We start from the raw sequence: 20846 nt of genomic DNA, 5'->3' as shown, positions 1-20846 counted from the left end.
ATAAGTAGAGCTTGAAAAATAGGCTTGAGTCTGGCAGGAAAGGACAGAAACGAAAAAGCCCCAGCATTTCTGCTGAGGCTTAGAATGTGGCGGTGAGTGAGAGATTCGAACTCTCGATTCAAAACTAATTACGAGAAATTACTTTAAATTTAGAAGCGTTATACCATCAAACCTTTTATTTACTCTTTTAAAAGTTGCTCAACCAATTTTTTGGAAGTTCAATTGCTGTAAGTCCAAATAAACTATACGTAACGATAACACGGGCACCATATAGTGTTTCATTTGCAGTTGATGACAAAACTTCAACAATAAACTATCGCAGCCAACACAATGAGTTATAACTCAAGGGCAGCTTAGATATTGCCTAATTCACTTTAGATGAAAGGTAATTTTCGAAATAATTTTTTCACAATTGTACTTCCCCGTTCCTTGCACAATTAGGCTTAAGAGTTTGTCCTACAGGCTGGAGGACAAATCGATTTTATGGTGTTTTTTTGCTATCCAAATATGTTTTTGGGCAAAAACGGTTTAGTTCAACAGAACTAAACCGTTTCTATCAGGTTAGAAAAAGGTTCTTCAAACCATAAATCGTACTACGAAACTATCTAACGGAAACTTGGGATAAGCGCTGGAATCCCTGGTAGTAGACCAACCAACGCCATTACGCTTGTTAATACAACAAACATAATGCCAGGCAGTACCCAACGGCTCATTTTACTGAGTTCCCCACTACGTTCTTTACAGCCGACTAAGCCTAAGTTATCCAACAGCATAGTGAGAGACCAGCCAAATGCAGGGTTAACGAGCGCAGAAGAAAATACAACAATCGCTGCCGATTGTGTGGTTTTCCCCTCACGCGTCATTTCCATTCCCGCTTCTAGCAATGGAACAAATACCCCAACAATGAGCGCAACACAAAGTACCGGTTGCCAGATCGCTAAATCCATTGGGTAGCCCCAAACAGCAGCGATGATACAGAACAGTGCCGTTAGCAAAGCACCAGCAGGAATAGGACGTTTAGCGATAGCCGCCGGAACGATGTAAGTCCCCCACGAAGACGTAAAGTTAGTACCACCGAGCAAAGAGCCGAACGTCTGACGAATTGACGCTGTGGTCATGGTATCGTCGATGTTCATATGTACTTTTTCTGTACGCTCTGGATAGCTGATTTTTTGGAATACTTGATGTCCTAAGAAATCTGGCGACCACATAGCCACGGCCAAAATAGCAAAAGGCAATACGACCATGAAGTGTTCAATCGTCGGTAAACCTAGCATCCAGCCCGTATCCTCTCCCCACCAATACATAGGGTTCATATTGGGTAAACCGGGCTCGGTTTGAAAAGAAAACGGTGCGCCCATAGCAAAAGCTAAAGTACCGCCTAGCAAGCAACTAAGAGGAACGGCTAGCCAACGCTTACGAAAATGTTCCAATAGTGCATATAAAATAATGGTGCAAAAGATCACGACAAAAGCGATGTGGCTCATCCCTATTCCCTCTGCCCAAGCGAAAAGTTTTTTCACTTGAGAGACGGTTCCAACAAAGCCAAGGTAGAGTAATAAGCCGCCACACACACCTTTACTCGTGAGGTTTGCCAGCATACTGCCACCTTTACTGATGGCTAACAGTATGCCAAAAGCACCAATCAGCAAACCAAAGGCCATAGGGTGCCCACCAGCAGCAACGACGATAGGAATTAATGGGATGAGCGGGCCGTGTGTACCCGCGAGGTTTGCGGTTGGCAGTAGAAAGCCTGAAAAAAGAATAATGAAAACAGAGGCGATAAGTAGTTCATAACGAACATTTTCTAAAATAAAGCCTTCGTTCAACCCTAGCGCCCCGGCAAAAGTTGCGGCAATGGCTCCCACCATAACGACTTTACCAATGGTCGCGGCCATCGCCGGGATGGTGTCTTCTACCTCGAATCGATAATCTTTAAACGGCAAATTGGGACGCCAACGTTTAGGCGCCATGATTTGCAACTCGTGCTCTAAATATTGTTCTCGGGACTCAAACTCCGAACTTGGTTTATGTTGTTGTTCATAGGTGAGTTCATCCTCACTGGCTTTAGGCTTATCTGTTCCAATATTTACGGACTCTAAAGTGCTGCTCATTGTGATTCCTTTCGTTCACACTCTAAGGTGTGTTTTTCCAACCAACGTTGTTTGCTCACTAAACGAAGATTAAGCGAGTCGTTGTCTATAAGTTCTCTGCTACAAGAACTCGATGACTGAACTTTTTGAACTCTGAAAATTCAGTTGCTAGTACCTTATACCAAACGAAAAAATACAAATAGTCTCAGGTGGTTAGACATTAGTCGTAGGGTTCGGGCTAACGGTATGAGCGTTGTGATGGGATTTGATAGAACTAGCCCAAGGTCTTTGGCGAGAGCGAACGAAAGGTGTGGAAGCGTGGTGAGCCAACAGCAACAGAAAGCTTGGGTTAGCGGCTTTTTATCCAATAAAGAAAGGGGCTCACGGAGCCCCTTTTTGTCTGTTGATTCATTTATCGCAATTGGTCTAACAGCGCATCAATTGGATAACAGTTTTCGAAACACTCGCTGCTTCAATGTCTTCCAACGCACCAGCAACAAACCAATGGCGATTAGGATATAGATGGTTGGCTCTGCTACCTCTGACTTCACCGACCAATAGAAATGAATCGGTGCCAATATCGCAGCTAAGTAAACCCAGTTATGCAGCTTTTGCCATTTAGGCCCCATTTTACGTTGAATGGATTGAGTCGAAGTCACCGCCAGAAGTAACAAGATAACCCACACTGCTGCACCAACGGTCAAGTAAGGGCGTTTGACGATTTCAGAGGCAAGCAAACTCCAATCTAATCCTAAATCGAGCACAGCAAAAGCAACCAAATGAAGTACTGCCCAGAAAAAGCTGTAGAGCCCGAGTAGTCTCCTAACTCGAACTAACAATCCTTGCTTGGTCCAACGTGCAAGCGGAGAAACCAGTAAGGTAATAAACAACGTATTAAGCGCGCTAATACCCGTGTAATGAATGATGCCTTGAACGGGATCGCCACCTAAGTTGTCAGTATTAATAGCAATGACCAGCAGACCTAAGAAACCGAGAGAGACAAGGTGGATCAGGACTTTAAGCGCAATGATGTGTTTTGGCGTCAGCTTTCTCAATAGAACTTCCTCAGATCCATATTCTTATAGAGATGTGCCACCTCTTCCTCGTAGCCGTTGAACATCAATGTTGGCTGCCTGCGAGAGCTGAGCACACTGCCCTCGCCGATGAAACGCTCGCTTGCTTGACTCCAGCGTGGATGGTCGACATTTGGGTTCACATTCGCGTAAAAACCGTATTCATTCGGCGCTAAACGATTCCACGTTGTTGGCGGCTCTCGGTCAGTTAAACGAATTCGAACAATAGACTTGATGCTTTTGAATCCGTACTTCCAAGGTACAACTAGGCGAAGTGGCGCACCGTTTTGTGGTGCAAGCGTCTTACCGTATAAACCCACAGAAATCAGCGCGAGCGGGTTCATTGCTTCATCAAGACGAAGCCCTTCGACGTAAGGATATTCAATACTGCTGAACGAGCCTTGAGCTGGGAACTGTTTTGGATCATAGAGGGTTTCAAAAGCGACGTATTTCGCGCTACTTTTTGGGTCCGCCATTTTGATGATGTCAGCTAGAGGAAAACCAATCCACGGAATGTTCATTGACCACGCTTCCACACAACGTAAGCGATAGATTCGCTCTTCTAGTGTGAACTTATTAAAGATGTCATCGTAGTCGAGCTTGATTGGGTTATTCACCAAGCCGTCGATCTCAACCGTCCATGGGTCAGACACGAACTCAGAAGAGTTTTTCGCAGGATCAGACTTATCGGTACCAAACTCATAGAAGTTATTGTATTTCAGAATTTTACTTTCAGGAGTAAGAGAAAGATCCGCTTGGTATTGTTGTGGCTTTGCCGCGCTAAGGTCAATTCGATTGTCTGAGACTGGCTTTTCCTTTGACGCGAAGATATCCAAAATACCCGCTTGTGCATTCGCTGCGAGCGGCATACCGACAACCGCAATGCCAAGCTTTTTCAGTATTTCGCGACGTTCTTTATAAACGGACTCTGGCGTCGCTTCGTTTTCAGATAAAGCCCAGCGATGATTCTTCTTAATCCACATAATCTTCCCCGAATGTGTTCATACTTTAGTAAATAGCGAACTGGTAATACGTTGATTAAGACAGACCGTAGCAATGGCAGTTCTATTTCATTGAAAACGAAAAACCGATATGCATACGAGTTAACGCTTTTCATCGATGTCTGCTAGGAGGCTATGTTCGTTAGTAAGGAAACCTTATTCGCTAGGAAATCATGTCACCTGTTTTGGTTTGCTCGCCTCTTTATCTAAGGTTTGAAGAATAAGGCATACACCAATTAATCCAACGCCAATCCAACCAGAGATAGCAATCTTCTCCCCAACAATCCAAACCGCCAGCACGGCCGCAACAACCGGTTCAAACAACGTAAGAAGATTGGCACTGCTAACATCAACGTACCTTAATCCATAACCATAGGCGAGATAACCCAAACACATTGGAACGATCGCCATATAGACTGAAACAGAAGCGTTCGTGATGCCGGTGAATAGGTTATCTCCGGTAAACGCTAAGCTAGGCAATAACAACAGAGCACCACCAGCAAAGATACTACCTAACGCCGCTTGCGATTTGATTCCGCCATCAATCATTCGCTTAGCAACCCACGAATAAATGGCGTAACTTAACCCTGCTATTAACCCCAAAACGATGCCCAAAAGATAAGAGGCTTGATTTGATTCCACCGCCCCACCCGATTTCGCCATGACTAACATAATGATGCCCACCACTCCAAATGCAAAGCTCACCCACCATTGAACAGAAATGCGCTTACCTTTGCTAAAAAGACACTCTATTAAAACAGTAAAGAAAGGCGCACTGGCAATTGAGATAACGGTACCAACGGCAATGCCAGAAAGCTTCATCGACGTGTAAAATGCCAAAGGATATACAGCTAATGCAACGCTGCTTATTGCTAACGCTAACTTAAACAGTAAAATCTGATGGAATTGATGACGAATGCTACGCCAAGATAACACTGCTTGAATAACACCACCAACGCCCATAGCGAAAGCACCAATGGCTAGCGGACTGACTTGATGAGCAAAACTTGCGGCTGTGCCTGTCGTTCCCCACAACAAAGAGGCGAACAAGATCGCCAGTGCGCCCGATTGATATTGACTCGTCGATTGAATCGCAACAGATGACATGCTTTATTTCTCTATAATGATTTTCAATAGAGAAAAGGATACGTTGATTAAGAAGGCATAACTTTGCAGAAAGGACGCAACAATCGTTTAATGAGACGTTATTGACGGGCTAGCTCGCGTGGCGACAAACCAAAATGGATTGAAAAGCGACGACTGAACGCAGATAAATCGGTGTACCCGACTCGCTCGGCAATCAGTTGAACTGGTAAGTCGGTATGTGTGAGCAAAGCTTTGGCTTTTTCCATTCGTAACTCAGTAATGTACTGCAATGTGCTGACGCCAAGACTTTCTTTAAATCGCTTTTTAAATTGAGTCGGGCTCAAACAAGCTATCTTAGCCAGTTCATCGATAGACAACGCCGTATCCATATTTTCAGCAATATGGCTTTGTACTGCTCGAATCCTTGGGTCAACAGGCTTTGCGTGAGTTTGCTGATCTAAAAGCATCGAGAACACATTTAAAATCGAGCCCTCTAACCCACTATCAACTTGGTGCTGCAACTGTTTTTCTACAAAATGAAGATAGCTTAACAGTGGTGGCGTAACAGAAAACACTGCCAATTGTTCCGTAAAAAAGTGCTCTGGCAAAACGTCCAAATCCGCGACAATAAAACGCGCCATTTCATCGGCTTTGAATCCATGCTCAGTGCCAGCAGGAATCACGACACACTCACCGACGGTGACTTTACCGACAAAGTTTGTCATCTCAATCGCAATATTGCCGTGGATTGGCAGCACCAATTGATGATAATCCCCGTGTGAATGGCTCTGTAATTGCTTGGTATAAGTTCGAATACTGAGGCTATTTTTCATATCAGATTAGCTAACGAATACGCTTATTTTCAGAAAGATACGTTGAGTATAACCAGCCAAACACACAACACAAATACGCCGACTGATTTGGATTATTAACCAAATCTAAAAACTGATTTAGGGATTAGCCCTCTTATCATTAACAATCGCAACTCTATACTGGCACTGTTCCCGAACTTTCGAATCAAGAGCCTTGTGATGATAGCGATTTCCTCGACCTTAAAATCCGTTCTCGAAAAAACACTGCCGTTGACTGTCGGCCTTTTTGCGATCATGTCAGTACAACTTATCGATGCGGTGTTTATCGGTATGCTTGGCGTGAACGAGCTTACTGTGCAAGGTATCACGATGCCGTTTCAAGCTGGCTTTATTGGCATTCAAGTCGGCATTGGTGTCGCGGCAACGTCGATCATCTCACATGCTTTTGGCGCAAATAATACGCAACGCGCGACAAATACCGCTTCACTTGCGTTATTGGTCGGCAGCGCTATTATCGCACTGATTGGACTAGCGTTGTGGTTGATGGAGCAAAGTGTATTTTCTGCATTTGTCTCTGTGAAAGACAGCGGTGCACAATATCAACAGCTCGAAACGTTATTTGGTCAGTTCTGGGGCTTATGGTTGTTAAGCGCACTATCCAGTGCCGTACTGTATTTGATGACCTGTGTGTATCGTGCGAACGGTGACACTAAAGTCACGGGCTCTGTCTTTGTTATCGCAAGTCTTATCAACCTCGTGCTCGACCCGATCTTTATGTTCGTTTTAAACATGGGAATTGCGGGTGCTGCATTAGCATCGATGCTTGGCTTTGCCATCAGCGCGGGTTACATGATGCACAAAGCCAAAGGTCGTCAATGGTTCGCGCCTTTCTCTTCGGCTTTAACTAGCAAAGACGATGTCGCGCTGCTGATCAAAACCACGATTCCAACCATGATGAATCAGATATTACCGTCAGTCAGTGCTTTCGTGACGGTTATGTTCATCGCTCATCTTGGTACTAACGAAATCGCATTTTGGAGTTTGTTAAACCGAGTGGAAAGCTTCTTACTGATCTTCACGTTAGCACTCACCATGTCATTGCCGCCGATGATTGGCCGTGAACTCGGTGCCGAACGTTTTGATTCAATCCAAGCGCTCGTTCAATCGGCGTCTCGCTTTGTGATTTTGTTCCACTTGGCCATCGCAACTTTGTTGGTGATGAGTTTACCAATTGTTGTTCCTCTCCTATCGGCGGACAACACAATGCAAGACTGGTTAAAGCTAGCGCTTTGGGTGATTCCGTTTAGCTACGGCCCTTTAGGTTTGTGTATGGTTGTCACTTCCATCTTCAACGCATTAGGTAAACTAAAAACTGCCCTATTCGTTTGCTTTGTAAGATTGGTGGTTCTGTACATCCCAGCGATTGCCATCGGTTCGTTACAGGGTGACATTTTTACAATCGTCATCGCAGCGACAATTGCTAACGTTCTAGCAGGCTTGTTTGCATGGTTACAGTTAACGAGCTATGTAAAACAAAACTTGTCCGTCACTCAAGCGTCGATGTTGAAAGTGGAAGCAGTGAAGTAATAACGGGTTTTAAAAAAGATAAACGCCCATACTTTTGAATAAGTGTGGGCGTTTTTGTTTTTGGCGCCGTACCTAGGGGGATGAGGTCATTACTCTTCTGCGTACTTTATAAAACCGGCACGTGATGCGCTTCGACTTTAGTTTTGTGAATGTGGCTCATCTTATGGGTATTAACGAAGTCTGTTCCGCTCCTAAAGCCCGTTTTCACTTTAGTAGTGAGTACTGCAATGTTGTTGCCAAAGACAACGTCCGTGTGACGAGCATATTCGCATTCCGTAGTCTTAACGCCTCGCTCAGCAAATCCCTGCTCCATCTTACGAGAGTAAGTAACGAAGTCCGCTGGCGTGATTTTTTCGTCTAATTTCGAGTTGCTTGTTACTGCGCTGATTACATCCGCGGGTGACAACGATTTATCGAGGCTTTCTAACACCTCCACCGCCTTTTTAGGATGTACCGTTGGGGGCCTTTGACAGGTATACATTTCGTAGAGGTACTCGACCACCGTCTCAATATCCTCTTTATTATGTCCACCCATTAAATAACTTCCGTTACCTACCGCACCACCGGAAAATTTGCTCTCGCCATTAAGGTGCTTTGCTAAATTACCATCGGGCTTGATGCTGACACCGATATCGAAGAAGTAATCTCCGGCATTTAAAGCCAGTAAAGAGACCATGTTCTTTACAAAAGCCGGGCTACCGTGATTGATGCTTGCCTCATACAATTCCGTCATCTTTTCGGCAATGACTGGCGTCTCCATGTTTTTCTTCTTCAGCAATTCATCCACTGAAACGAACTTAACATTATCTGGAAGCTCGACACGTGAGTCGTAACAAGTTCGCCCTTTAGTACGTCTATCAACATATATTACGTGTTTTACCTTTGGGGTAATTTTGGCATTACTAATGACGTTCAGTAGGCCATGTTCCTTTTCAACACTGGGAATAATATTGTCTTCACCACTTTCCGCTTTTGTATTCACCCAACAATAAGCAACGGTCTTGGTTGGTAGCTTGGAAAAACTCGGTTTCGCGCACAACAAAGAACTGAGTCCACTCTTTTTCTTATTTTCTTTTAATGGTGTTAGCGCTACGTCGGTGTTTTCGTTGCTGCGTTCAGCAATGACTCTTTCTCGATTCGCTGCCCAGCGTTTATTGTCTGCTTGTGTCACTTTTAGCTCTTCCTTACGAGCTAAACGTTGTTGGGTGGCGCGTTCTTGAACAGATTGTTGTACTTGTTCTGTGTGGTCACTTGGAGAAGATTGATATCGCATTAAGTTGGCCCTAATTATCAAATGTAAGAATTTGTTACAATATGATAAATTTGACACTTAGAATAAATAGTGGTGATGAAGTAACCGCTCAATAAGATATTATTACTAATTAAAAGCTCATTATGAAGGGGAAAATCACATTATTTTCTCTTCTGTATAATGGTAATGAGTACGGTAAATACCATTAAATATAAATTATTGTATATTTACTCTAATTTACTTTTCATTAATAAACTAAGTAAGAGTTAATAGGCTCTAATATTTAAAAAGGGACTCAAACGAGTCCCTTGGTGGATTCAAATAATCTTAAGCATTCGTTAGTTTTTTCAGCTCTGCTTTGTTCTCTTCTAACCAAGCTTCGAAACTCTGAGGCTGCCTGCCTGTCAGTTCTTCAAACGCTTCACTTGTACCATCTGAGTAGTTTCCGCGATTGTGTTTATCCATCGTCACACACAACTCTACGATAGGAGCAGGCAACTCAAACGACTCAAGCTGTGCTTGGTAATCTTCGTCAGACAGGTTAACCATGTTGATAGACGTACCGAGAACTTTATCTATCACTTTCGCCATTTCTGCGTGCGTTAGAGATTGCGCACCGTTCATTGGCAATACCACTTTGCCCTGCGCTGGTTTCACGAGAGCAGATGCCGCAGCAAAAGCGAGATCTTTGCGTGATAGTTGTGCAGAGCGCCCCTCTGCTGCCGACGTCAACCAATGACCCGACTGTAGAATGCTCGCAAAGTATTCTGCCAAGTTCTCGAAGTACCAGTTGTTACGCATGATGGTCGCATTAGCGATACTGCTTTGTTTAATCGCATTCTCGGTCGCTTCATGCTCATGAGCGAACATCACTGGCGAGCTCTCTGCAGAAGGCATCGACGTGTAAGCAATGTGGCTCACCCCTACTTTTTCTGCTGCCGCGACTGCATTCAAGTGCGCTTGAGTGCGAGGACCAGAGGCGTCGATGCTGACCAGTAGCATGCTGTCTGCTCCCTGGAAGGCTTGCTCTAGTGACTCAGGGCTTGAAAAATCTGCCTCGCGAACATCCACACCTTGGCTTGCTAACGCTTGCAGTTTGTCTGCATTACGAGTGGTCACAATCAATTGGCTTGGTTTTACATTGAGCTCTTCAAGCAATGCTTTTACCACTTGTGAACCTAGTTTACCTGATGCGCCTGTTACTAGAATTTTGCGATCTGACATGATGGTTTCTCCATTCGATTCTTACATTATTTATTTCTGAACAAGGCGAAAATGACCAAGCTGTTTTGGCTTCCCGCTGTCGATGGAGACACTATATCGTTTGATGATTGATAGATAATTAGCCTTTGATTAAACTAATTGTTCATTCTGACTAAACAATACTAAATAGCTTTTGGAAAGTAATCGGTATGATCTCACTCGATGACATGATGGTCTTTGCCAAAGTGGCAGAGAAACAATCCTTTACTCAAGCAGCTGACGATCTTGATATTGGCAAAGCGCGCGTCTCACAAATCGTCTCTAAACTAGAGCAAGCGTTGAATACTCGTTTGTTGCATCGCACGACACGTTCCCTTTCATTGACTGATGCAGGTTTACGCTACTACGAAAAGTGCAAACTGATTGGTGATATCGCTTCAGAAGCTAACGCAGAAACACAAGATGCCAATCAAATCCCAAGTGGGACGATTCGTATCTCCACGCCTAGCTCAGCTTTGGTCGATATATTGAGTGAGTTCTTACACCTCTATCCGGAAATCAAACTCGACATTATTGAGAGCGACAGTTACAGCAATCTGATTGAATCTCGTTGTGATATTGCATTGCGCGCCTCTTCCGCTTTAGAAGATTCAAGTTTATATGCGGTTAGACTGGGCTATTTTCGCGACATGATTTGCGCCACGCCAACCTATCTCAGCAAGGTAGAAACGGTATCTACACCGGAAGATCTTCTCTCGCTAGATTGGATTAGCCACCATATCGTTCACGGTGATAAGCAACTCACGATGACCAACAGCCAAGGTCATGTCACGCGCTTGGTTCATAGCCCTAAAGTGCAAGTAAGAACCGCGGCCACAGTCAAAGAATTCGTTTTGAATCATCTTGGGTTTGCCATCATGCCAAGCTTTATGATGAAGGAAGAATTAGTGCGAGGAGATTTAGTTCGCATCCTACCCGATGTGCACGATTTAGAGATTCCGATTTATGCGGTGTACCAAGAGAAAGCCTTAATGCCGCTTCGAGTTCGCACTCTCATCGAGTTCTTGAAGCAAAAAACTGATGCGTTTGAATAGCGTCGAACGTCTCCTATGAAACTCAGCAATCCCTAAGCCCAATATTCCCAAAAGAAAAGCCCACCGAAAAGTGGGCTTTGTTCTCTTCTAATAACGAGAATAATAACTAGTAGCTTGCTTGAATGCTGACACCACTATAGTTTGAGTAACCTTGAATCATGACGTGGTAGCGTCCACTTTGGGTTGCGCTTACCGTACATGTTTCATTGTTACCGTATTTGAAAGGTCGGCAGTCCCATGTATTCAGTGCTGGTTTTGCACCAAAACGGAGATACAAATCCGCATCACCACTGCCACCATACATTTGTACTGTTAAGCGTTGCCCCGCTTCTACATCAACATAGTAATACGCGACTTGACCGGTTGAACCACTTAAACCGCTCACTGGCACACCCGAGGTTAACTTGCCTTCTGGGTCCGGTGTTGGATCAGGGCCACCACAGTCTTGGCCACAATCTGCATCGGTTAAGCTATAAAGTAGCTTGTTCACGCTGCCTCTTGTATCCGTCACCTTTCCGCTTGTTGCGCGGCTAACGATTAAGGCTTCCACTTGGCTTGGCGACAACGAACTGTTTTCTTGAAGATACAGTGCTGCTACACCCGCTACATGTGGCGTCGCCATCGATGTACCACTAATGGTTTTGTAGCCACCGTCATACCATGCAGATTTGATTTGTGAGCCTGGCGCAAATACGTCCACACAACTGCCCCAGTTTGAAAAACTCGAACGTGCATCCGTGCTAGTGGTCGAGCCGACAGTGACACCATTAGCAACGCGCGCTGGAGAGTAGTTACACGCATCGGCGTTGGAGTTACCTGCTGCAAGCATAAAGCTGACACCGGATTGAACCGCACTTTGCACCGCACTATCGAGAGCGACAGATTGACCGCCACCCAAACTCATGTTGGCGACTGAAGGTCCGGAAGCATTCGCAGCCACCCAGTCCACACCGGCGATAACACCAGACGTAGAACCCGAGCCGCTACAGCTCAATACTCTCACGCCGACAAGGTTGACGTTTTTTGCAACACCATACAAGCTGCCGCCGATGGTGCCCGCAACGTGTGTACCGTGTCCATTACAGTCACTTGCATCTGCATCGTTGTCGATAAAGTCATACCCTGAAACCGAGCGACCACCAAACTCAACATGGGCATTATTCACACCAGTATCGATAACATAAGCCGTTACCCCAGTACCATCAAAGTTGGCACTGTAGTTGTTATCGAGTGGCAAGTTGCGTTGGTCGATTCGGTCTAGTCCCCAAATGGCATTGGTTTGATTTGCGTCTGCCGAGACTATTGGGTCAAGCGATAGGATTCTGTCTTGCTCAATGTAATCCACACGAGGATCAGAACGCAGGTCTTTTAGTTGCTCAGGACTCAAGTTAGCGACAAATCCGCTGATCGAGTGGTCAAAAACCGACTCCACTTGTATCGAATACAAACCAGACATGCGGTCTACAGACTGCTGCGTGAATTGCTCGAATTCCGTTGAGTTGCTCGCCATCATTTGCGGTTGTTGAAATACCACTATGTAGCGATCTGCAATGGCGATGTCGTCCGGCGCAAGCATCAAAGTGGCAGGCAATGTGTTGGGAGCTTGTTGTAACTCTGCACGGTCCGCAATCTCATTAGATTGCGAAAAAGCGATAGAAGAATGAAAACAGAGTGCCGAGGTGATACAACAACTTAGTAGTTTCTTTAACATAAAATGTTCCTTGAAATCATAGTCTTGTTGATTTTTACCTAGTACCAAACTGTCAACACGAAAACACAGACAATCAGCGTAGTACGCTCAATACGTGCTGCAGTGACGTTACACAAATCAAACTAGACAATGAGCAACCATATGCATAATTGATAATAATTCACATACTCAGAAACATGATCAATAACCAAGCTTTATTGAAATTGAAATGCAAAAATTCATTTAGACTTAGAGCAAAATCCCTAAAATAGAATAATTCTACACACCTGGTTTATTGCCTGTTATATACCCCACTCTTACCGATAATTTACGCAATAAAAACCTAGCTTATCTTATATCTTAGGTTTTTCGCCTACCAAGCTTCACTTGATTGCATAATTGACCTAAATCAACGAACCTGTCGTTTATATTCTTTGCATATTTGTAAATGAAAGGTGACCAACTGCTTGGGAAGCTTGCAAAATCAAATCGTGCAAAGTTTGGGCGTTTTTAACATCGTTTTTTGCCATAAAAACCATCGATTTTTTGCATTTTATCGAATAAAACGATTGCTATACCGTGACTTCCAGAGCGTACCAATAAGAAGTACGCCGCCCTAGTGAGAGTGAAAAATCACTTAAAAAGGAAGTTATTATGAAAACTCTTATAGCAGTGAGCGTCTTATCAGTCCTATCTTTCGGTGCCTACGCAGAGCGCCAATCAGCAGAGCCCATCAAGGTAATCGAGCCAGTTGCTGGACTTGATGCGAAGAAAGTAGAACTGGGTAAAACGTTGTGGTTTGAACCTCGTTTATCCGCCTCCAACACCATTTCTTGTAACTCTTGCCATAACATCGCAAAAGGTGGCGTCGATAACCTACCAAGCTCCATTGGTCATAAATGGGCAATTGGCCCTATCAACTCACCAACGGTGTTTAACTCGGATTTGAACTTTGTTCAGTTCTGGAATGGACGAGCAAAAGATTTGCAAGAACAAGCGGCTGGCCCGATCGAAAACCCACTTGAGATGGCCTTTAGCCACCAACTTGCGATCGACACGCTCAAGTCGATTCCTCAATATCGCGAGTGGTTTAAACAAGCCTACGGCAGTGAGACGATCACCATTGATAACGTGACTGATGCAATTGCGACCTTTGAGCAAACCTTACGTACGCCAAACGCACCGTTCGATCTTTGGTTGAAGGGCGACGATAAAGCACTAACAACAGCGCAGGTCGAAGGCTACAACTTGTTTAAAGCGAAAGGTTGTACAGCGTGTCACAGCGGCCCTCTCGCCGGTGGTCAAATGTACCAAAAGATGGGCTTAGTGAAGCCGTTTGCAACGGATAACCCAGATGTTGGGCGTAAGGCGATCACGGGTAATGATTTCGATAAGTTTGTCTTTAAAGTACCGACACTGCGTAACATCGAACTGACCTACCCGTACTTCCACGACGGTTCGGTTTGGGATCTAGAAGAAGCAGTCGCCATGATGGCAGATCTTCAGCTTGGTCAGAAACTGACGAAAGAAGAATCGGTCAAGATTACTGAGTTCTTACGCTCACTAACGGGTGACCAACCAGAGGTGACGCTACCTCATCTACCGCCATCAACCAACGAGACGGCACGTCCAAATATCTAAGTTGGTAAATGAAATACTTTAAAGGAGCCTTGTGTGGCTCCTTTTGTTCTTCTTTTCAAGTAATTGAATTCGCGCTATTCAAAACCATCATCATTCATATGACGCTTTAAGAAATCGATAAATGAACGCACTCGAGCAGAAGCCACGGCATTGGCGTAGTAAACAGCATGGATAGGCTGTCGAATATCTAAGCGAGACTCTGGCAAGACTTCAACCAACCGACCATTACGTCGGTCATCTTGAGTCATAAAATCAGATAGGCAAACAACGCCGTCTCCTTTTAATGCCATCACTCGAAGCGTTTCTCCACTTTCCGCTTTTACCACTGGCTTGATACGAAGCAGTTCGCCCGCTTCGGTTTGTAGTGGCCAATCATTTAAGAATTCGAAACGACTAAAGCCTAACAATCGATGCTGCTCTAGTTCTTTAACTGACTTTGGACTGCCATGTTGCGCGAGATATTCGGGACTTGCTAAAACACGAATGCTACTGGTCGCCAGACGTGCAGCACGCATGGTGGAATCTTTAAGTTGTCCAATGCGAATTGCAATGTCGGTTCGCTTGCCAAGCAAGTCAATGTTCTCTTCATTACTGGTCAGTTCGAGCTCAATCTCTGGGTATTCTTGTTGATACTGCGCCACCAGCGGAGCCACAACATGAAGCATAAATGGTGAAGCAGCATTAACTCTCAAAAGTCCCGATGGCTTACCTTTGTCGCCGACGAGCATATCTTCTGCCTCGTCCACCGACGCTAGAATTTTACGAACGCGATCAATGTACAACTGCCCTTCTTCGGTCAGTTCAATTCGCCTTGTGGTTCGGTTAAGTAAGGTGGTATTGAGCTTAGATTCTAACCTTGCCAACGCACGACTAGTCGCAGAGGTTGTCAAAGAGAGCAACTCGGCCGCCGCACTGACCGAGCCAGTATCAACCACCGACACGAACACATTCATTTCATCTAACGTTGCTTTCATTATTGCGTTTGATTCAAAAGTATTTTCATTTTATGTGACTTTATATCAATTTTAGAATCATGCAAACTGGGTTCATCGAAACGAATTCAACGACTAAAATAAATCTAAAAACTAGGAGATATGTATGACAGTTCCTGCATTTGGCGTGGGTACCTTCCGCCTTAAGGGTCAGGTTGTAATCGATTCAGTAAAGAACGCACTAGACCTTGGTTACCGCGTGATCGACACGGCTCAAATCTATGACAACGAAACTGAAATCGGTCAAGCGATTGAGGAAAGTGGCGTAGCGAGAAATGAGCTTTATATTACCACCAAGATCTGGGTTGATAAGCTTAACAATCAAGACCTTATCCCGAGCTTGAAAGCAAGCCTAGAGAAACTTAAAACTGACCATGTTGACCTAACACTTGTCCATTGGCCAGGCGAAGGCACTGACGTGAATGAATACATGCCAGAGCTATTAAAAGCAAAAGAACTTGGCCTTACTAAAGCGATTGGGGTTTCTAACTTTAATATCGAGCTACTAGAACAAGCTGCAGATGTGGTTGGCTTCGATAATATTGCTACCAACCAAGTGGAACTGAGCCCATATTTGCAAAACCGCAAGTTAGTCGAGTTCATGAACGATAAAGGCATTACGGTAACATCCTACATGACACTGGCTTATGGCAAAGTTCTTAAAGATGAAGTAATCAATGACATCGCGGCAGTGAAAGGTGCGACCGCGGCTCAAGTGGCTCTGGCATGGGCAATGCAGAAAGGTATCGCAGTGATCCCGTCCTCAACAAAGCGCGAAAACCTAGCGAGCAACTTGAAAGCGTTAGAGCTTACGCTAACTGATGAAGAGATGGCTCGTATCGATGCGCTCGAATGCAATGGCCGTGAGGTTGACCCAGAAGGTCTAGCACCTAAGTGGGATGCATAACTCTCGCTCGATATTAATTCATTAATAATGATAGAAAAAGGAGCCAACTTTGGCTCCTTTGCTTTTGTTTGCCTGTACACATAGAAGTGAATTAACTCGTTGCGACTAATTCGCTCATCACTTTCACAAATCGTTCTGGCTGCTCTAACATTGGTGTATGAGCAGATTCTGCAATGATTTCGAGCTTCATATCTGCCTCTCCAAAATCAATCTGATCCCATGTTGAAACTGGAGCAATGCTGAAATCTTTTTCTCCGCTGATCACTAATACCTGTACAGCGGGAAGTTGCTGATAAATCGCCGTATCAAATTCAGCAAACACTTCTCCCCACAACTTATCTAACAGAGCGGTATGGGTTGGAAACCCTTCCCACAACGGCAGTTCATTAAACTCCGGATCATACCAACGCATCGCGCCTAGTCGATGACACAAGTGAACGAATTTTCGCTCCGGATTTTGCTCAATGTCGCGAGCAAGCAATGGGAAATTGCGTTCGAAAATTTGCTTTCTCTCCTCGTCCGCTTCTTGCTCCCAACATTGAAATTGGAGCGCCTGCATTTGTGGTGACAAATTTGGCGAGATGTTCGCAAGCACTAAACCTTCAACATATTGAGGAAACGTCACGGCAAAATGGGTTGCCATTAGTGCATGCCCAGAATGACCAAACATCCACGCTTTTTCGATGCCGAGCGTATCCATGACCAATTTAATGTCAGCACTGATGGCCTCTAACGTTGCGTCAGATGCATTGGGAATAACGTCGCACTCAGCAAAGCCGCGATGGTCGACAAAAACACATTGGAAATGGTCGAACAATGCAGTTGGCGTGACACGCAAATAGTAATCTGCGCTGCCGATAATAATTAAAGGGATACCGCTGCCACGAACGATAGTTTTAAGGTGGTAATGACCTGATTGAATGGTTTGATTCTTATTCATGATGTTTACCTAATTTAATTCGAGTTTGTTCCCTCCGAATATCAGAGTAGAACGTGAAGTTTGAAAAATCAGGCAAGTGTCGTCAGCGAATAAGTTTCATGTGTTAGTTGAGGTCAATACTGAGGAACAAAAATTCTATCTAGCTAACCCTATATGTTCAAGTGTCTTGATCTTGGTTGACGGACACAAAAAAGGGACGATAAACACGCCCCTTCTTTTCTATTAGCAGCTAACCGTTGCCTAACAGTTAACTGCCGTCAATCAACTTCAAGCAACATTCGCCGACTTATTTGTATCGCTGCCTTGTTCAAAGAACTCTTCATGTAGCGCGCAAATCGCTTCTTTATACTCATCGTCACTGACGACAAACTGCACGTTAACGTTTCTCATTGATGAGTGAAGAGCAATGGGTGTCACGTCGCGATTCATCAGTGCAAAAACGCCTTTAGCTAACGTTTTATTGGTATCGATTTGAGAACCGATTGCAGAGATGAGCGCTACCATGCGTCCATTAATTGAGGCTTGTGGATAGCGTTTCTCTACTTTGTAGCGCACCTTGTTTAAGCTCTCTACACTGCCGCCTAGGTAATAGGTGATCGAGTTTGCGTTCATCTCCTTCCCTATGAGATTGACGCGAGCATCAGCGATTATCTCCATCAACTCGTAGCTGACGTTGTCTACCTTTCCAACCATGGTTTGATCAAATAGATGAAGCGCAAATACCTTCTGCTTACCGGCAATGATTTCAATGCGGTCGCTTTCTGGGCGGTAATCAGCAGAGATCAATGTTCCTTTATGTTCTGGTTCAAACGTATTTTTGATCTGTAATTCAATCCCACTTTCACGCAGTCCTGCCGCTGCATTTGGGTGAATCGCTTCCATACCAAGATTCGCTAACTGATCGGCCACATCATAATTGGTCATTCCAATTGGATTGACACGCTCAACACCAACAACCCTTGGGTCGGCAGAGCTTAAATGGTACTCCTTATGAATTATCGCTAAATCGGCTTTGGTTGTTGCAGCAATTCGGCTAAAGGTCATTTCGCTGTAACCTCGATCATAAGTGTGCATCAGCCCTTCTTTGCAATACGCATAACCCGTCACGATTGGCAGCTCTTGAGTCACATCTATCTCTTCAAACGCTTCACGTATCGTCTCATCTAAACTGCGAGGTTGTTGGTTATCCCAACCGGATAGGTCAACAAAGGTCGAGTTAATACCCATGTTCTTTAGCTTTAGGGCGGTGTTATAAGCACTGTGCGCTTCGCCAATTGATGAGAGAAACTCACGAATTTGCGGTAAGTAGTGGCGCAGAGAAAACTGCCCGTATTGGCAAGTTTCTAGGATATTGGTTACGCATATTTTTGCTTCTGAAATGCGAGAACGAATGAACTTGTCCGCACGCATGCGGTTCATCGGATCGGCAAAAATATGTTCGTTTGTCAGCAGCATACGGCTTTCAACATACGCTAGTGCGTCTTGCCATGCTTCATCGCGTTTAGCGATAAGTTGATAGACACCTGGCTTACTGGTTTTTTTGCATTCCAATAGAGCGTCCGTCATTCCGCCATAAGCAGAAACAACAAAAATACGGTTATATGGGTTTTGTGGGCGAAGAAGAATGTTGTCGAGTACAGCATCGAATGCTGTCATAGATGTACCGCCGATTTTTTCTACGGTAAATGTCATGAGGGGGGCCTTAATGATTGGTAATTTAAAAGAATGGATAAGAAAAAGGGGTGAAACATCACCCCTTTAAAACATCAGTGGGCTAGTCCACCAGCGGATAAACGCCATTTTCGTCGTGAACTTCCGCACCCGTGATTGGTGGATTGAACACGCATGCCATGACCATTTCTTTGTTTTTATAGGCGCGTAGGTAATGCTCGTCATGCTTGTCTAGGATGTATAGCGTACCCGGTTTGATTGGGTAAGTTTCACCGCCAACGACTTCAATTTCCCCTTCTCCACTCATGCAAAATACAGATTCCAAATGGTTCTGATAATGAATGTGTGTTTCGGTTCCTTCGTATATCGTCGTGATATGGAATGAAAAGCCCATGTTGTCGTCTTTCAATAACATACGGACACTTTCCCAGTTATCAGACACAACTCGTCTTTCGCTATTGCGACACTCATCGAGTGTTCTAACGATCATAATTCTTTCCTTGCTATGATGCTTGTTTGAAAAGTTTGCTTGCGATGGCTTCTACCGAGCCCTCGAAGATATTAAGCCCTTGGGTAAGTTCGGATTCGGAAATGGTCAATGGGCAAAAGAACTTCACCACTTCATCATTTGGTCCTGCGGTTTCAATCACCATTCCGTTCTCAAAACACGCTTTTGCAATATCACCAGAGATTTCACCGTTCTTACATTCGATACCAATCATCATCCCGCGACCTTTACGCTGTACAAACATCTCAGGGAATCGTTTTACCGATCGTTGAATGACTTCATCAACCATGTTCGAACAACGCTTGATGTGCGCTTCAAAACGGTCATTTGACCAATATGTTTCAATTGCTTTCGCTGCTGTCACAAACGCATGATTGTTGCCACGGAATGTGCCGTTATGTTCGCCTGGTTTCCATTTATCCAACTCAGGTTTTAATAGAACGATGGCCATTGGCAGACCATAACCGCCAATCGATTTTGACAGCGTTACCATGTCTGGCTTAATGCCCGATGGCTCGAAGCTAAAGAAAGTGCCAGTTCGACCGCAGCCTGCTTGAATATCGTCAACAATCAATAAGATATCGTGTGCTTTGCAAAGCTTGCTGAGACACTGCAACCATTGGTTAGACGCAACGTTAAGGCCACCTTCTCCTTGCACCGTCTCTAATAAAACTGCAGCTGGTTTATCCATGCCTGCAGAGTTATCTGACAACATGGTTTCAAATAATTTGAGGCCATCAATATCTGCATAACCTTCGAAAGGAATACGAGTAACATTGTTTAAGCTAGAACCCGCTCCTTGGCGATGATGTTGGTTGCCCGTTGCAGCTAAAGCGCCAGCCGTACAGCCATGAAAACCGTTTGTGAAGGCAACGATACTACTGCGCCCCTTCACTTTTTTTGCCAACTTGATTGCCGCTTCTACGGCATTGGTACCGGTTGGGCCTGTGAACTGAACTTTGTAATCCAGCCCTCTTGGTTCAAGAATGTATTGATTTAGTGCTTCAAGAAAAGCGGCTTTGGCTTCTGAATGCATGTCCAAGCCGTGTGTAATGCCATCCATTTCAATGTACTCAAGGAGCGCTTGCTTAAGTACTGGATTGTTATGACCGTAATTTAGAGATCCCGCTCCAGCAAGGAAATCGAGGTAGCGTTCGCCTTGTTCTGTTTCTAACCAGGTACCTTTTGCTTTACGAAAGACGACTGGAAAACTGTTCGAGTATGAACGTACGTTGGATTCCTGCTTTTTGAAAATATCCATGATAAGACCGTTATTTGATTCCTATTTTGTGGGGA

At 44.5% G+C, this 20846-nt stretch carries 17 protein-coding genes and 1 tRNA gene; 4 read left to right on the top strand and 14 right to left on the bottom strand.

Features of this window, described 5'->3' with window-relative positions; genetic code table 11:
- Positions 1–87: 87 nt before the first annotated feature.
- The 6 genes from A9237_RS27175 to A9237_RS16150 all read right to left on the bottom strand — a co-directional run bounded on the left by A9237_RS27175 (position 88) and on the right by A9237_RS16150 (position 6086).
- Positions 88–173: transfer RNA gene (locus A9237_RS27175), tRNA-OTHER, on the bottom strand.
- Between the two features lie 432 nt (positions 174–605).
- Positions 606–2114, bottom strand: coding sequence for a DUF3360 domain-containing protein (locus A9237_RS16170; protein WP_078608650.1), 1509 nt, complete (start codon positions 2112–2114; stop codon positions 606–608).
- A gap of 416 nt (positions 2115–2530) precedes the next feature.
- The gene (gene msrQ, locus A9237_RS16165; RefSeq protein ID WP_078608649.1) at positions 2531–3148 is read right to left on the bottom strand and encodes a protein-methionine-sulfoxide reductase heme-binding subunit MsrQ; all 618 of its coding nucleotides are present in this window, start codon (positions 3146–3148) and stop codon (positions 2531–2533) included.
- Positions 3145–4149 (bottom strand): protein-methionine-sulfoxide reductase catalytic subunit MsrP, encoded by a 1005-nt coding sequence (gene msrP, locus A9237_RS16160; RefSeq protein ID WP_078608648.1) that lies wholly within the window; start codon positions 4147–4149, stop codon positions 3145–3147. The genes msrQ and msrP overlap by 4 nt, the downstream gene beginning before the upstream one ends.
- A gap of 189 nt (positions 4150–4338) precedes the next feature.
- Positions 4339–5274 (bottom strand): DMT family transporter, encoded by a 936-nt coding sequence (locus A9237_RS16155; protein WP_078608647.1) that lies wholly within the window; start codon positions 5272–5274, stop codon positions 4339–4341.
- Between the two features lie 98 nt (positions 5275–5372).
- Entirely contained in the window at positions 5373–6086 is a 714-nt protein-coding gene (locus A9237_RS16150; protein WP_078608646.1) for a helix-turn-helix domain-containing protein, read from the bottom strand.
- 198 nt (positions 6087–6284) lie between these two features.
- Here A9237_RS16150 and A9237_RS16145 point away from each other — a divergent pair, with 198 nt between their 5' ends.
- Positions 6285–7652, top strand: coding sequence for an MATE family efflux transporter (locus tag A9237_RS16145; RefSeq protein ID WP_078608645.1), 1368 nt, complete (start codon positions 6285–6287; stop codon positions 7650–7652).
- 106 nt (positions 7653–7758) lie between these two features.
- On the opposite strand, the gene A9237_RS16140 is transcribed toward A9237_RS16145, so the two are convergent.
- Both A9237_RS16140 and A9237_RS16135 read right to left on the bottom strand, forming a co-directional pair.
- Positions 7759–8925 (bottom strand): hypothetical protein, encoded by a 1167-nt coding sequence (locus A9237_RS16140; RefSeq protein WP_078608644.1) that lies wholly within the window; start codon positions 8923–8925, stop codon positions 7759–7761.
- Between the two features lie 306 nt (positions 8926–9231).
- Entirely contained in the window at positions 9232–10128 is an 897-nt protein-coding gene (locus tag A9237_RS16135) for an SDR family oxidoreductase (RefSeq protein WP_078608643.1), read from the bottom strand.
- Positions 10129–10316: 188 nt separating this feature from the next.
- Between A9237_RS16135 and A9237_RS16130 the strand changes: the two genes are divergently transcribed.
- A complete protein-coding gene (locus A9237_RS16130; protein ID WP_078608642.1) occupies positions 10317–11201 on the top strand; it encodes a LysR family transcriptional regulator in 885 nt (294 codons plus the stop codon).
- A gap of 106 nt (positions 11202–11307) precedes the next feature.
- Here A9237_RS16130 and A9237_RS16125 read toward each other — a convergent pair whose 3' ends face one another.
- Positions 11308–12912: a S8 family peptidase gene (locus tag A9237_RS16125; RefSeq protein WP_078608641.1), complete on the bottom strand. Its 1605-nt coding sequence runs from the start codon at positions 12910–12912 to the stop codon at positions 11308–11310.
- Positions 12913–13545: 633 nt separating this feature from the next.
- Here A9237_RS16125 and A9237_RS16120 point away from each other — a divergent pair.
- The gene (locus A9237_RS16120) at positions 13546–14532 is read left to right on the top strand and encodes a cytochrome-c peroxidase (RefSeq protein WP_045481884.1); all 987 of its coding nucleotides are present in this window, start codon (positions 13546–13548) and stop codon (positions 14530–14532) included.
- A 74-nt stretch (positions 14533–14606) separates the two neighbouring features.
- On the opposite strand, the gene A9237_RS16115 is transcribed toward A9237_RS16120, so the two are convergent.
- Positions 14607–15506 carry a LysR family transcriptional regulator gene (locus A9237_RS16115; RefSeq protein ID WP_078608640.1) on the bottom strand — a complete coding sequence of 300 codons (900 nt, stop codon included), beginning with the start codon at positions 15504–15506 and terminating at the stop codon, positions 14607–14609.
- A 124-nt stretch (positions 15507–15630) separates the two neighbouring features.
- Here A9237_RS16115 and dkgB point away from each other — a divergent pair, with 124 nt between their 5' ends.
- Positions 15631–16431 carry a 2,5-didehydrogluconate reductase DkgB gene (gene dkgB / locus A9237_RS16110; RefSeq protein ID WP_078608639.1) on the top strand — a complete coding sequence of 267 codons (801 nt, stop codon included), beginning with the start codon at positions 15631–15633 and terminating at the stop codon, positions 16429–16431.
- A gap of 91 nt (positions 16432–16522) precedes the next feature.
- Here dkgB and A9237_RS16105 read toward each other — a convergent pair whose 3' ends face one another.
- The 4 genes from A9237_RS16105 to ectB form a co-directional block, all read right to left on the bottom strand.
- Positions 16523–17371: an alpha/beta fold hydrolase gene (locus A9237_RS16105; protein ID WP_078608638.1), complete on the bottom strand. Its 849-nt coding sequence runs from the start codon at positions 17369–17371 to the stop codon at positions 16523–16525.
- 267 nt (positions 17372–17638) lie between these two features.
- Positions 17639–19063 (bottom strand): aspartate kinase, encoded by a 1425-nt coding sequence (locus A9237_RS16100; RefSeq protein ID WP_078608637.1) that lies wholly within the window; start codon positions 19061–19063, stop codon positions 17639–17641.
- Between the two features lie 82 nt (positions 19064–19145).
- Complete coding sequence (locus A9237_RS16095; protein ID WP_005393369.1) at positions 19146–19532, bottom strand: ectoine synthase; 387 nt, start codon at positions 19530–19532, stop codon at positions 19146–19148.
- A gap of 13 nt (positions 19533–19545) precedes the next feature.
- A complete protein-coding gene (gene ectB, locus A9237_RS16090) occupies positions 19546–20811 on the bottom strand; it encodes a diaminobutyrate--2-oxoglutarate transaminase (RefSeq protein ID WP_078608636.1) in 1266 nt (421 codons plus the stop codon).
- Positions 20812–20846: the final 35 nt, after the last annotated feature.

The sequence above is a fragment of the Vibrio owensii genome, assembly GCF_002021755.1.
Taxonomy (GTDB): Bacteria; Pseudomonadota; Gammaproteobacteria; order Enterobacterales; family Vibrionaceae; genus Vibrio; species Vibrio owensii.
This window is presented reverse-complemented; position numbering and strand designations above follow the sequence as displayed.